General features: G+C 70.2%; 11 protein-coding genes. 4 read left to right on the plus strand and 7 right to left on the minus strand.

All coding sequences use genetic code 11. The annotated features are described in order from the left end of the window. Nucleotides 1–1,179: a PLP-dependent aminotransferase family protein gene (locus tag ACH49X_RS22725; RefSeq protein WP_195080525.1), complete on the minus strand. Its 1,179-nt coding sequence runs from the start codon at nt 1,177–1,179 to the stop codon at nt 1–3. 289 nt (nt 1,180–1,468) lie between these two features. On the opposite strand from ACH49X_RS22725, the gene ACH49X_RS22730 reads away from it, so the two are divergent. Further along, complete coding sequence (locus ACH49X_RS22730) at nt 1,469–1,714, plus strand: hypothetical protein (protein ID WP_195080524.1); 246 nt, start codon at nt 1,469–1,471, stop codon at nt 1,712–1,714. A 141-nt stretch (nt 1,715–1,855) separates the two neighbouring features. Here ACH49X_RS22730 and ACH49X_RS22735 read toward each other — a convergent pair whose 3' ends face one another. The 3 genes from ACH49X_RS22735 to ACH49X_RS22745 form a co-directional block, all read right to left on the minus strand. Then, the gene (locus ACH49X_RS22735; protein ID WP_357209328.1) at nt 1,856–2,878 is read right to left on the minus strand and encodes a hypothetical protein; all 1,023 of its coding nucleotides are present in this window, start codon (nt 2,876–2,878) and stop codon (nt 1,856–1,858) included. A gap of 72 nt (nt 2,879–2,950) precedes the next feature. Beyond that, entirely contained in the window at nt 2,951–3,931 is a 981-nt protein-coding gene (locus tag ACH49X_RS22740; RefSeq protein WP_195080522.1) for a hypothetical protein, read from the minus strand. 383 nt (nt 3,932–4,314) lie between these two features. Continuing rightward, nucleotides 4,315–5,718 carry an NAD(P)H-quinone dehydrogenase gene (locus ACH49X_RS22745; protein WP_357209330.1) on the minus strand — a complete coding sequence of 468 codons (1,404 nt, stop codon included), beginning with the start codon at nt 5,716–5,718 and terminating at the stop codon, nt 4,315–4,317. A gap of 175 nt (nt 5,719–5,893) precedes the next feature. Here ACH49X_RS22745 and ACH49X_RS22750 point away from each other — a divergent pair, with 175 nt between their 5' ends. Continuing rightward, nucleotides 5,894–6,367, plus strand: coding sequence for a gamma-glutamylcyclotransferase (locus tag ACH49X_RS22750; RefSeq protein ID WP_039796248.1), 474 nt, complete (start codon nt 5,894–5,896; stop codon nt 6,365–6,367). A 212-nt stretch (nt 6,368–6,579) separates the two neighbouring features. On the opposite strand, the gene ACH49X_RS22755 is transcribed toward ACH49X_RS22750, so the two are convergent. The 3 genes from ACH49X_RS22755 to ACH49X_RS22765 all read right to left on the minus strand — a co-directional run bounded on the left by ACH49X_RS22755 (nt 6,580) and on the right by ACH49X_RS22765 (nt 10,347). Further along, nucleotides 6,580–7,728 carry a M20 family metallopeptidase gene (locus tag ACH49X_RS22755; RefSeq protein WP_397070889.1) on the minus strand — a complete coding sequence of 383 codons (1,149 nt, stop codon included), beginning with the start codon at nt 7,726–7,728 and terminating at the stop codon, nt 6,580–6,582. A gap of 116 nt (nt 7,729–7,844) precedes the next feature. Next, nucleotides 7,845–9,086: a M20 family metallopeptidase gene (locus ACH49X_RS22760; protein WP_195080520.1), complete on the minus strand. Its 1,242-nt coding sequence runs from the start codon at nt 9,084–9,086 to the stop codon at nt 7,845–7,847. A gap of 556 nt (nt 9,087–9,642) precedes the next feature. After that, entirely contained in the window at nt 9,643–10,347 is a 705-nt protein-coding gene (locus tag ACH49X_RS22765) for an enoyl-CoA hydratase-related protein (protein ID WP_357208757.1), read from the minus strand. A gap of 743 nt (nt 10,348–11,090) precedes the next feature. On the opposite strand from ACH49X_RS22765, the gene ACH49X_RS22770 reads away from it, so the two are divergent. Beyond that, nucleotides 11,091–11,870, plus strand: coding sequence for a purine-nucleoside phosphorylase (locus ACH49X_RS22770; RefSeq protein WP_195080518.1), 780 nt, complete (start codon nt 11,091–11,093; stop codon nt 11,868–11,870). Then, complete coding sequence (locus tag ACH49X_RS22775) at nt 11,871–13,367, plus strand: phospho-sugar mutase (protein WP_357208755.1); 1,497 nt, start codon at nt 11,871–11,873, stop codon at nt 13,365–13,367.

The following is a 13,367-nucleotide window of genomic DNA, read 5'->3' on the forward strand; positions in this document are numbered from 1 at the left end:
CTATGCGCCGATCGCGCGCGCCAAGCGCGCAACCGCCTCCCGCAGCGTCGTCGCGTCGGAAGTGGTGAAGCACAGACGCATCGAGCTCCGATGACCGCCCGACACCGCGAACGCCTCGCCGGGGACGTAGGCGACGCCGAGATCGATGGCATGGGGCAACAGCTGCACGGTGTCGGTCCCATCGGTGAAATCGACCCACACGAACATGCCACCGGCGGCGTCGGTGCTCACCAGCCGGTCGCCGAAGCTGGTGCGCAGTTCGTCGACCAAGACCCGCGCACGCGCGCCGTAGACCCGCCGGATCTGTTCGACCTGCCCGGTCAGCCAGTCCGCGTCGGCGAGCAGATCGGCGGCGATCTGCTGGGTCAAGGCCGAACCGCACAGGTCAGCGCCCTGCTTCAGCAACTCCACGCCCCTGCACACCGCGTTCGGCGCGGTCATCCAGCCCACCCGCAAGGTCGGGGCAAGGATCTTCGACACGCTGGACAACCGGATCACATTGGGCGAATACGTCGCGATCGGCTCCGGCGACGGCCGGTCGAACCACAGCTCACCGTAGGGATCGTCCTCGATCACCCAGAATCCGTACCGGTCGGCGAGCTCGGCCAGTTCCCGTCGACGCCGCGAACTCATGGTGACACCGCGCGGGTTGTGGAAATTGCTCACCGTGTGCACCACGGCGGGCCGCTCGCCGCGGCCGAGCAGCTCGGCCAGCGCGTCGACGCGCATCCCGTCGGCGTCCAGCGGGACCGTCACGATGCGCGATCCGGCGGCGCGGAACACCTGCAAGGCGCCGACGTAGGCCGGATCCTCCACCACGACCAGTGCGCCCGGATCGAGCAGCACCTCGGCGAGCAGCGACAACGCCTGCTGCGAGCCGTGGGTGACGAACACCTCCTCCAGCGGCACCGGCCGCCCCAGCCGCTGGGTCTCGCGCGCGGCGAGCACTTCACGCAGCGGGCCCCAGCCCGCCGACTCGGTGTACTGCAGTCGTGCGCGGTCCGCCAGCGCCGATTCCGCCGCCTCCGCGATCCGGTCCCTCGGCATCAATTGCTCGTCGGGAAGGCCACCGGCCAGGCTGATGATGTCGTCGCGCGCGGCTACCTTCAGCAGGTCCCGAATCGCCGAGCTCGTCAGGCCGTCGAGACGCCGGGCCAGTGGTGGAGTGATCGCCGACATGAAACCTCCAGGAGGACGCCACGGTACGCGTATCCTCACTGTTTCATACCGACTACCAAAATATGAAATTCTATTCTCATTATGTGAGACCCAATCGATAGGCGAGGACACCGGTGCGATCAGTCGAGTGCGCCTACGGCAAGGCCCACCGACCCGCTGCCCGAAAGCCGAGCCCAGAGGGCATACAACATGTCCGATCGAAGTGATCTATATCACTCGATGGAACGGCCTGCGCACCGCGACCGTCCAGATTCACGTACAGATCATCCGATCGAAGGAACGAAAAGCAATGAAGCACATCGCATCCGCGCTCGCCATCGGCGCATTGACCACCGGCATCCTGGCCTTCGCCGCGCCCTCGGCGAACGCCGCCCAGCCCGGCCAGAAGTGCACCGTCCCCGGAGCGACGGCGAAGGACTACGTGGACGTGGGCAATGGGGTCCAGCGCAAAGCCGTTCTCGGCTGCGTGCGCTCAGGCGGAGGCTACGTGTGGCAGGTCACGAACTACCTGCAGCCGGGCGTCAACGACGGCTGATCGGCGTCGGCGGCCTCGGGTGCGCAGTCCCGGCGCGCACCGGTGGCCGGGCGGATCGGACTCGGCACTCGTTTCAGGCAATGCGCGCAGCCGGGATCGCGGGAAGGAACCGGCGGACGGGTCCCGACTCCACGAAGCGACTCAATCGATCAGATAGATGAGGGTCCGCCCGTCCAGATTCACGGTTGTGATAACCGGGAAGTACTGGGCCTCCGTGCCATCCGGACGGTGCTCGGTGATCTCCACGTTGAAGCGGTCGGGGGTGATCTCCGCGATCCGCAGGCAATAGCCCGTCCCCTGCGGAATGTGCTGATCAATGGTCTTCTGCAGGTCCGCGGGGGGCTCGACGTTCGCGCCCGGCGCCACGAACGTGTGCGCGCGGGTGGCGCTGCGCTCGGAATAGTAGGCGTGCTCGAAGCCCAGAATCGCGCGGATCCCACTGCTCGTATCCCCTGGGCCGTTGCCGAAGGTGACCTTGCCCTCGGTGCGGGTCGGGCAGTTCACCGACACGGTGCTGGGCCCGGCCGACGCGGCCGTACCGTTCTCGTCCTCATCGCTGCCGCTGGACACGATGATGGTCACCGTCAGCGCGATCAGCACCGCTACCGCGGCGACCGCACCGAGCACGATCCATCGCGGCGAGGGGCCCTTGCGCCGGGCCGGCGCCGGTGTGGTCGGCACACGCAACGCCAGCCGCATGGCGATCGGGTCCTCGGCCCAGGACAAACCCGATTCGGACGGCGCGGGAGGCTTCGGCACGCCGCCTTCGGCGGTCGGCTGGTTCCACCAGGATTCCTGCGGCTCACCGCTCGTCGGCTGGGAGCGCTCGGCTGCGGCGGAAGGCTGCTCGGGCGCGGCGGAGGGCGGTCCGGTGTAGACGGTGGAATCCGGCGCGCGGAACTGCGACGGCAGCGCGGGTGTCGTTTCCGGCTCGCCCGCGGGTCGCCAAGTCAGTTCCGGGTGATCGGTAGGCTGCTGCGGCACCTGCCAGCGGGGACCGGTGTCGGCCCCCGTCGGCGGGCCGAATTCCGCAACCGGCGGACCGAATTCCGAGACGGGCGGTCCGAACTCGGAAACCGGCGGCCCGAACTCCCCCAACGACGGACCGAACGCCGAACCGGACTGGTCGGATTCGTTCTCCCTCGCGTCACCCTCGGAGGTCACACCCAATCCTTTCCCAGGACACACAAGTGGGGCGGCCGTGAACGACCGCCCCACCCGCCGAAACTGTACGTGTCAGTACTGGAGTGAGCCACCCCACTGGGTGGTGACACCACCCACGTCGACGGTCTGCGGAGCGAAATCGCCCGGCTGAAGCGGAAGCTTAACCTGTGCGGCGGCATCCAGGGCAGCGGCTCCGCCCGGCTGCTCCCGGATCCAGTCCTCCACCGCGGCCTTGGCCTGGTTCAGCTGGGTGGTGTCGAACACCGTGGTGGTGTTGTTCGATGCCAAGCCCTCGCCACCGGTGTAGGTGGTCAGCTTGACGGTGTTCTTGTCGACGAACTCCACCGAGACGCCCGCTTCACCGGAACCGGTCGGCGTGCGGTAGCCGATGGTGCCGACGTAACCGGCCTCGTTGCTGAAGTGGTGGGTGTTGGCCACGTGGCCGGGCAGGATGGTGCCGCCGTCGATGTTGGCGCCGATCTCGGCGTGCGGGCCGGTCATCTCCACGACCGGCGCGGCCGGAGCCGACTCCAGCCGCGGCGCCTGCCAGCGCGGCTGTGCCTGCGGCTGCACCAGCGTGGAGCTGTCCGGCTGCCGCGCCTGGGCGTTGTCGTTCTGCGCGCCCTGCTGCGGAGCGGCCTGCTGTCCTGGCTGCGGGGCCGCCTGCTGGCCGGACTGCCCGCCCGGCTGCGGCGCCGCCTGATCAGGCACGACCGCGGGCAGCGGCTCGTCCGGCTTCTGCTGACCGGGGACCGGCAGCGGCGCGACCCGCGGCGGGGTCACGCCCGGCTGGGTCGGCTTGGCCAGCTTCGGATCCTTCTGTTCCGGCGCGGCGTGATCCGACTCCGGGGTGGTGACGCCCGGCTGGCTCGGCGTGGGCTTGCTCTCCGGCTTCTGCGCCTCCGGCTTGGATTCCGGCTTGTTCGGCTCGGCCTGGGTGGTCTCCGGGGTGCTCGGCGACTCGTTCACGCCCGGCTGCGCAGGCGCGGGCGTCGACGGAGTGGCCGGATCGTTGGGAGCCGCCCCCGCCGGCGCAGCGAAGAGAGTGGCCACGGCAGCCGCTGTGGCCAGTGGCAACGAGGTGCTCGCCATCGCTCGCTGCGCCCGACTCGGCTTACGATGTTTCACTTTTCGCAATTCCCTTCCCGGGTGCGACCGGAACGGCCGCATGCAGTTGTCCCTGGGTGAGACGCCTGATCGTCGAACGACCCGGGCCGTTCGCACGTGCCGATCTGGAAAGAACCCATCCCCCCACACCGAACTCCGCGACCGTCCAGCCGATCGCATCTCTGCCGAGAGTGAACCACATGTGCGCACGATGGGCAACGCAGCGAATAGCCAAGGGTGGCAAGAGCGCCCGCATCCCGCGTCCGCCCCGAGTTCACCGGGCCCGGTGTCCGGGATCGGACACGGCACCCGGTGCGTCAAACCCGAGCTCAGCCCAAGTCGTCGTGCCGCATCAGCAAACGCGCCGCCTCGGTCACCGAACCGGTGAGCGACGGGTACACCGAGAAGGTCTGGGCCAGGTCGTTGACCGTCAGATTGTTCTGCACCGCAAGCGCGATCGGCAGGATCAGCTCCGAGGCGATCGGCGCGACCACGACACCGCCGATCACCACGCCGGTCGCCGGACGGCAGAAGATCTTGACGAAACCCCGTCGCAGCCCGGACATCTTGGCGCGCGGATTGGTGTTCAGCGGCAGCATCACCGTGCGCGCGGGCACCTCGCCGTTGTCGATCGAGGTCTGGCTGACGCCGACGGTCGCGATCTCCGGCCGGGTGAACACCGCGGAGGCGACGGTCTTCAGTCGGATCGGGCTGACGCCTTCGCCGAGCGCGTGGTACATCGCGATGCGCCCCTGCATCGCGGCCACCGAGGCCAGCGGCAGCAGGCCGGTGCAGTCGCCCGCGGCGTAGATGCCCGGCACCGAGGTGCGCGACACGCGGTCCACCCGCAGATAGCCGCCGCGGTCGAGTTCGATGCCGACCTTTTCCAGCCCGAGGCCGGTGGTGTTGGGTGTCGAGCCGACGGTCATCAGCGCGTGCGAGCCGGAGACGGTGCGGCCGTCGGAGAGCTTGACCACGATGCCGTCGGCGGTGCGCTCCACCGCGTCGGCACGGGCGTGCTTGACCAGTTCGACGCCGCGCTCGGCGAGCGCGTCCTCCAGCACGAGCGCGGCGTCGGCGTCCTCGCCGGGCAGCACGCGGTCGCGGCTGGAGACCAGTTTCACCCGCACGCCCATCTCGGTGTATGCCGAGACGAACTCCGCGCCCGTCACACCGGAACCGACGACGACCAGGGTCTCCGGCAGCTCATCCAGGTCGTAGAGCTGACGCCAGTTGAGGATCCGCTCACCGTCGGGCTCCGCGCCCGGCAGCACCCGCGGGCTCGCACCGGTCGCGATCAGCACCACCTCGGCCTCGATGATCTGCTGCGCGCCGTCGGCCAGTCTGGCCAGCACCCGGTGCGCGGCCAGGCCGCTGCCTCGATCGATCAGCTCGCCGTAACCTGCCAGCACCGTCACCCCGACGGTCTGCAGTTTCGAGCGGATGTCGGAGGACTGCGCCAGCGCCAGCGCCTTGACGCGCGCGTTCACCTCCGGCAATTGCACCTGCGCCTGGGCCGGGTCGAGGGTGATCCCCAGATCGCGAGCGCGGCGCAGATCGGTGCGCACGCCGGTGGAGGCGATGAAGGTCTTGGAGGGGACGCAGTCCCACAGCACGCACGCTCCGCCGATGCCGTCGGAATCGATCAGCGTCACCGACGCTCCGTGCTGGGCCGCCACCAAGGCCGCCTCATAGCCGGCCGGTCCGCCACCGATGATCGCGATGCGGGTCATTGATACCTCCGCTCCGTGCTTCGCGCCGGGATCTCCGGCACGAGGTCAACGTTATCCGGCAACCACCTCGCACCACCGACCGCGTTACCGGTGCGCAACGGTCGACCGCCGGGCGGCGCGCCGCAGGTGCGGCAATCGAACGCGGTCTGCGAAGGTTATTGGCTACCCTTTGCTGGTGCCGATCTATGCCGCCTATGGGTCCAACATGGACTCGACGCAGATGCTCGAGCGCTGTCCGCACTCCCCCATGTCCGGGACGGGCTGGTTGGAGGGCTGGCGGCTCACCTTCGCCGGTGACGACATCGGCTGGGAAGGGCCTCTCGCGACGGTCGTGGAGGATCCCGGTTCCCGGGTGTTCGTCGTGCTCTACGACGTGTCCCCGGAGGACGAGCAGCGCCTGGACCGCTGGGAGGGCTCGGACTTCGGCATCCACAAGAAGATCCGCCTGCGCGTGACCCGCAACGGCGACGGTGGCGAGCCCACGCTGGCCTGGCTCTACGTGCTGGACGCCTATGAGGGCGGCCTGCCATCGGCCCGCTACCTCGGCGTGATCGCCGACGCCGCCGAAAAGGCCGGTGCGCCAGAGGACTACGTGCACGCCCTACGCACTCGCAACAGCCGCAACGTCGGCCCGGGCAACTTCGGCTGAGCGCGCGTCACCTAGCAACGCCTGCGGTGTGGCCGTGCCCTCTCCGCTGGGCTCGACCACTGTCACGCTCCCGGCCTCGTCGAGTGCGAGGCCGTCGAGCACCGTTCGCGGCCCGGCTCGCGTCCAGGAGCGAAGCGCGGCATGCGCGCGTCTCGCCGCTCGGACGCGAGCCACAACGGGCCGCGAACACTCAGCGCCGCAGGCGCTGGAGGTCAGACAGGGCCCACGCCGAGCGCGAGATTGCTCAGCACCCGGACGCCGACCGCGAGCGCCCGCTCGTCGATGTCGAAGGTCGGCTGGTGCAGATCCAGCTGTTCGCCTTCGCCGGACCAGACGCCGAGGCGCGCCATCGCGCCCGGCACCTCCTCCAGGTACCAGGAGAAATCCTCGCCGCCGCCGGACTGCGGAGTGTCGGCCAGCGCGTCGGGGCCCAGTGCGCGAATGGCGTCCTCGAAGAGGCGGGTGGAGTGCTCGTCGTTGACCACGGGCGGCACGCCGCGCCGGTAGTTCAGCTGGTAACGCACGCCCGTCGGGGCGAGCAGGCCGTCGACGATCTCCCGCACCATCGGCTCCAGCAACGACCAGGTCGCGTGATCTCCGGTGCGGATGGTGCCGGTGAGCATGCCGGTCTGCGGGATGGCGTTCGGCGCCTTTCCCGCGCTCACCGCGCCCCACACCATCACGGTGCTGGTGCGCGGGTCGATCCGGCGGCTGAGCAGGCCGGGCAGGCCGGTGATGACCGAGCCGATCGCGTAGACCAGGTCGCTGGTCAGATGCGGACGCGAGGTGTGGCCGCCGGGCGAATCGAGCACCAGCTCGATGGTGTCGGCGGCGGAGGTGATCGCACCGACCCGGATGCCGATCCGGCCGACCTCCAGGCGCGGGTCGCAGTGCAGCGCGAAGATCCGCTCCACGCCCGTCATCGCGCCCGCGGCGACCACATCGATCGCGCCGCCCGGCATGACCTCCTCCGCGGGCTGGAAGACCAGCCGCACGCCGACCGGCAGCTGCGGCACCTCGGCCAGCGCCAGCGCCGTGCCGAGCAGGATGGTGGTGTGCGCGTCGTGGCCGCAGGCGTGCGAGACGCCGGGAACCGTCGAAGCGAAGGGCAGTCCGGTGAACTCCTGCAGCGGCAGCGCGTCCATGTCGGCGCGCAGGCCGATCCGCGGTCCTTCCGGTCCGATGTCACAGATCAGGCCGGTGCCGCCGGGCAGCACCTGTGGCGTCAGACCCGCCTTGGTCAGCCACGCCGAGACGAACTCGGTGGTGCCGAACTCGGTACGGGACAGCTCCGGATTCGCGTGGATGTGCCTGCGCCATTGGACGAGATCGACCGTGTGATCGGCCAGCCACGACTCCACCGCTTCGCGCCCTGATCCCCCGGTCTCCGACACTGCGGAGCTGCCGTGGCCCTCCGTGGCCACACGGACGCCCACCTCCGGGCCCGTCGCCGGCGCCGCAGAACGGCCGGTTGTGCTCACCGAATGTCCTCCTGTCGTTGAACTAGCCGTTGCAACAACCTGTCTCTATGGATGTCATCGCGGGCGACGGCGATTGCGGTACGCGCGAGCGCGAGCGCACCGTCGAGGACCGCACGATCCGCCGAGGCGTTGACGCTGGCCGCGGCGAAGCCTGGCTGATGTGTCACCGCACCACCGGCATCAATGCCGATGACCGGGTGGATGCCCGGAATGACATTGGTGACGTTCCCCATATCGGTGCTGCCCAGCGGCCGCTGCGCCTCGAACTCCGGAGCGAGCGGCACGCGTCCCAATCCGGCGAGCTGCTCGCGATAGACGAGCAACAACTCCGGATCCGGGGTCAGCTCGGTGTACGTCGGCGCGAGCGTCCGGATTTCGTGGGTGCAGCCGGTCGCGAGGGCGCCCGCCTCGAAACAAGCCGACGCTCGTCGCATCAGATCATCGAGGGATGCGGAGTCGACTGCGCGTAGGTAATACAGCAGTTCCGCACGTCCGGGCACGATGTTGGGAGCTACGCCACCGTCGCCGACTATACCGTGCAGTTGCTGGCCGGGCAGGAGATGTTGCCGCAGCAACCCCAGGGCGACCTGCGCGACGGTGACCGCGTCGCCCGCGTTGCGCCCCTGCTCAGGGGCCGCGCTGGCGTGCGCCTCGCGCCCGTGGAAGACCACCGACAGGTCGGCCAGAGCCAGCGAGCGGGCGCCGACGATGTCGAGCGGGCCTGGATGCACCATCATCGCCATCGCGACGTCGTCGAACACGCCGCGTTCCAGCATGAGCACCTTCCCACCGCCGCTCTCCTCGGCGGGTGTGCCGAACACCAGCACGGTGAGGTCGAGCGCGTCGGCGACCTCGGCGAGACCGAGCGCGGCGCCGACCGCGGAGGCGGCGATGATGTTGTGCCCGCAGGCGTGGCCGATCTCGGGCAGCGCGTCGTACTCGGCGCAGATGCCGACGGTCAGCGAGCCGCTGCCGTAGCGCGCACGGAAAGCCGTCGGCAGTTCCGCGACCCCGGCCTCGATCTCGAAGCCGCGCTCGGCCAGCGGAGCGATGGTCTTGGCGACGCTGCGGGTCTCCTCGAACGCCAACTCCGGTTCGTCGTGGATGGCGTGCGAGAGCGCGACCAACTCGGCGGCCGCCGCCCGGATCGCGGCATCACCGCGCGCGACAGCGTCGACCTCGCACACGGCGTTGCCGTCGTGTTGCGTTCCCTGACGCCCGCCGCGCGGTGATGACATGCAACACAGTCTCGCACTGTGTTGGTTTTTCAGCGCCTTCGGCGCTGAGTGTTCGCGGCCCCTTTGTGGCTCGCGTGTGCGCGACCGCCGCTTGCTCCTTCGTCGCCTACGCGGCGGCCGCGCACACGCGAGCCGGGCCGCGAACGGCGGATGCTCGGTCTCGCTTCGCTCGAAACACGTGGTGGCGGTGCGCTGGGCGCGTTGGTGCCGGAGCCCGGTATCAGGTGCACGCGGTGTGGGGCGGGCTGGTTTGCGGCTCGGGCGGGCTGCTCGGGCGGGCTGGTTGTCGGCTCGGGCGGGCTGCTCGTTTGCTCCCACGGCGTCCAGTTGTCGGCCGCGCAAACGCGAGCCCGGCCGTGGACGGAGGATGGGCGATCGCTTCGCCCGAAAGACGGGGTCGAGGTTCGCTGGGCTTCCACTCACGCGGCGACCGCCCGCAAAGCTCCGACGGCACCGCGGTCACGCTTCGCCAGAGACGCGGTGCGGCCGGCCTCCGGGTGCGTGGGCGATCGGGCCGGCCGGACGCGGCGGCGCCGGCGTTGTCCGCGAATGCGGGTCAGCTGGTGGCGAAGGCCAGGTTCTCCGGGGTGGTCGGCACCGCGAGGCCGGCCAGTGCCTTAGCGTGCAGGGCGCGCTTGATCACCGGCAGGTTGGGCTTGCGGTTGCTCGCCAGCGTCGCCGCGCGCTGGACGGCGGTCGCGAGCAACTCGTCGGCTTCGGCCTTGCCGTCCACGATGCCCACGGCGATCGCCTCGTCGGCCGGGTAGCGGTGGCCGGTGGTCATCGCCTGCACACACACCTGGTTGGTCAGCCGCTCGGTGAGCAGAGCGTTCATCCCGATGGTGAACGGCATGCCCAGGTGCACCTCGGGCAGGCAGTAGAAGCCGCGATCGGCGCGCATCACCCGGAAGTCGTGCGAAGTGGCCAGCATGGCGCCCGCGCCGAAGGCATGGCCGTTGATCGCCGCGACGGTCGGCAGCGGGAAAGCGAGCAGGCGGGTGTAGAGCGAGTGCACGCGATCGAGATAGCCGTGCATCTTGTCCAGATTGCCGAACAGCCAATCCGTGTCGAGACCGTTGCTGAAGAACTTCCCCGTCGCCGTCGTCACCAGCGCGGCAGGCCCCGTGGAACTCTCGACCTCGTCGAGCAGCCCGTGAAACGCGTCGATCCAATCCGGGTGGAATCGGTTCTCGCTGTCCGTCTGCCCCTCGGCCCCGAGGTAGACGACGAACACTTCACCTTGGCGTTCCAGATACGGCATGCGGTGCAGCGTAACGGGCCGCGCCCGACGCCCCTACTCACGGGTAGCACTCACCCCGCAGACCACGACGCCCAACCGCTCCCCCGGTGATCACCGGTCCACCGCACGGCTTCCGAGCCGCCCCCTGCAACTCAGGAGCAGTCGAACCCCGACGCGCCCAGCGCACCCCCAACCACGACTTCCGAGCCGAACGAGACCAAGCATCCGGCCTTCGCCGTCCTCCGCGTTTCGCGACCGACGCTCAACGCGACAAGGCCACAAGCGGCGCTCGCGCAACGGCAGCGACGCCAGGGCCGCAAACACCCATTGCAGGCCCGGCCGAACAAACCCGCCATCCGACCCGCGCCCTGCGTCCAGGCGTCCGAACACCGACACGCCCAGCGCACCACAACCCACGACTTTCGAGCGAAGCGAGACCAGCCATCCGCCGCGGCTCGCGTGCGCGCCGTTTGGACATGAACACAAGAGCTTCGCGAACACCGAGTGCGAGGCCCGGCCGAACAAACCGACTTCTGAACCGCGCGCCCTGTGTCCCAGCGTTCGATCACCAACGCGCCCGGCTCACCGCAACCACGTCTTTCGAGCGAAGCGAGACCGAGCATCCGCCGTTCGCGGCCCGGCTCGCGTGTGCGCGGCCGCCGCGTACGCGACGAAGGAGCAAGCGGCGGTCGCGCACACACGAGCCACAAAGGGGCCGCGAACACCCAGCGCCGCAGGCGCTGGAATCCACTATCGTGACGATCATGCTTGCCGAACAGGCCGCTGAGGCGATCGCCGAACGTACGGGAGTGTCACGTCACCGGATCGCGGTGGTGCTGGGATCCGGTTGGCAGGACGCGGCCGCGGAGATCGGGGCGCCGCGGGCGTCGGTGCCGATGCCGGAGCTGCCCGGTTTCGGGACGCCGACCGCACAGGGCCACGTCGGCGTGATCCATTCCGTTCAGGTGGACGACAACGACGTGCTGCTCCTGATGGGCCGCCAGCACCTCTACGAGGGATATCAGCCCGCCGATGTGGTGCACCCGGTGTCGGCGGCCGTGGCGGCGGGCGCGGAGATCGTCGTGCTGACCAACGCGGCGGGCGGTATCCGGTCCGGCCTTCGGGTGGGTGAGCCGGTGCTGATCAGCGACCATCTCAACTTGACCGGCCGCACGCCGCTGGCCGGCGCGACCTTCGTCGACCTGGTCGACGCCTGGGATCCGCAGTTGCGGGCGCTGGCCAGGGAGATCGATCCGAGCCTGACCGAGGGCGTGTACGCGGGCCTCACCGGGCCGCAGTACGAGACGCCCGCCGAGATCCGGATGCTTGGCACGATCGGCGCGGATCTGGTCGGCATGTCCACGGTGCTGGAGGCGATCGCCGCTCGCGCGCTCGGCGCGCGGCTGCTGGGCATCTCGCTGGTCACCAACTTGGCCGCGGGGGTGACGGGCGCGCATCTGTCCCATGCGGAGGTGCTCGCCGAAGGGCATGCCGCCGCGCCCCGGCTCGGCAAGCTGCTGCGCGGCGTGCTGGAACGGGTCTAGATGCTGCGCTTCGGCACGGCCGGCCTGCGCGGGCCGTTGCGCGACGGCCCGGACGGCATGAACGTCACCACGGTGAGCCGCGCGACGGCGGGGCTCGTGGCGTGGCTGCGTGACCGCTGCCTGGGCGGCGGCGCGGTGGTCGTCGGCCGCGACGCCAGGCACGGTTCCGCCGAGTTCGCCGTGGCGACCGCGGAGATCTTCGCCGCGGCGGGCTTCCCCGTGACGCTGCTGCCGCGTCCGCTGCCGACGCCCGTGGTCGCGTACGCCGTGCGTGAGCTGGGGGCGGTCGCGGGCGTGCAGATCACGGCCTCGCACAATCCGGCCACCGACAACGGCTACAAGGTCTACCTCGACGGCGGATCCCAGCTGATCGCCCCGGCCGACGCCGAGATCGAGCGCTGCATCGAGGCCGTCGCCGAGCCGATCGATCGCCTGCCGGTCACCCCTGCCGACGACGACGTGGTGCGCCGCTATCTGCGGCGCGTCGCCGAATTGCCCGCCTGGATCGGCGGACCCGGCGAGCGCGCGAACGTCCGGATCGCGCTCACCCCGCTGCACGGCGTCGGCGGCGAACTCGCCGTCGAAGCGCTCCGCGCGGCGGGATTCTCCGACATCCACGTGGTCCAGGAGCAGTTCGCACCGGATCCCGACTTCCCGACCGTCGCGTTCCCGAACCCGGAGGAACCCGGCGCGACCGACCTGCTGCTGGCGACGGCGGCTCGGGTCGGCGCCGACGTGGCGATCGCGCTGGACCCGGACGCGGACCGCTGCGCGGTGGGCGTTCCGGGGGCGGACGGCGCCTGGCGGATGCTGCGCGGCGACGAGACCGGTGTGCTGCTCGGCGACTGCGTGCTGCGCACCGCCCCGGACGGCGCGCTGGTGGCGACGACCATCGTGTCCTCGCGACTGCTGTCGAAGCTGGCCGCGGCGCGGGGCGGCCGCTACGCGGAGACGCTCACGGGATTCAAATGGCTGGCCCGCGCGGGCGACGGTTTGGTCTACGCCTACGAGGAGGCGATCGGCCACTGCGTCGACCCGGCGGCGGTCAGGGACAAGGACGGGATCTCCGCCGCCGCGCTGGCCGCGGACCTGGTGGCCCGGCTGAAGGCGGCGGGCCGCGACCTGAACGACGAACTCGACGACTACGCGGTGGAATTCGGCCTGCACGCGGGCGAGCAGGTGTCGTTGCGGCTGGCCTCCTCCGCCGAGGCGGCGGCCGCGGTCGAGCGGTTGCGGGCCGATCCGCCGGGCGAGATCGCCGGCGAGCCGATGGAGTACACCGATCAACTCCTGGTGCGGGGCCGCATGCGGACCGACGCGCTAGTCTTCCAGGGCGTTTCGTCCCGCGTGGTGGTCCGCCCTTCCGGCACCGAACCGAAGCTCAAGTGCTACTTGGAGGTGGTCGAACCGGTCGGCTCGCGTGCCGATCTCCCCGCCGTGCGAGCCGCCGCGCGCGAACGCCTCTCGGCGCTGCGCGAGTTCTGCCGGAAGTTCTGA

Source organism: Nocardia sp. NPDC019323, from assembly GCF_044389845.1.
Classification (GTDB): Bacteria; Actinomycetota; Actinomycetes; order Mycobacteriales; family Mycobacteriaceae; genus Nocardia; species Nocardia implantans.

What these genes read in the sequence shown, in the direction of transcription:
- ACH49X_RS22725 (WP_195080525.1), bottom strand. Translation starts at nt 1,179, where the DNA reads ATGTCGGCGATCACTCCACCACTGGCCCGGCGTCTCGACGGCCTGACG.
- ACH49X_RS22730 (WP_195080524.1), top strand. Translation starts at nt 1,469, where the DNA reads ATGAAGCACATCGCATCCGCGCTCGCCATCGGCGCATTGACCACCGGC.
- ACH49X_RS22745 (WP_357209330.1), bottom strand. Translation starts at nt 5,718, where the DNA reads ATGACCCGCATCGCGATCATCGGTGGCGGACCGGCCGGCTATGAGGCG.
- ACH49X_RS22760 (WP_195080520.1), bottom strand. Translation starts at nt 9,086, where the DNA reads ATGTCATCACCGCGCGGCGGGCGTCAGGGAACGCAACACGACGGCAAC.
- ACH49X_RS22765 (WP_357208757.1), bottom strand. Translation starts at nt 10,347, where the DNA reads ATGCCGTATCTGGAACGCCAAGGTGAAGTGTTCGTCGTCTACCTCGGG.
- ACH49X_RS22770 (WP_195080518.1), top strand. Translation starts at nt 11,091, where the DNA reads ATGCTTGCCGAACAGGCCGCTGAGGCGATCGCCGAACGTACGGGAGTG.
- ACH49X_RS22775 (WP_357208755.1), top strand. Translation starts at nt 11,871, where the DNA reads ATGCTGCGCTTCGGCACGGCCGGCCTGCGCGGGCCGTTGCGCGACGGC.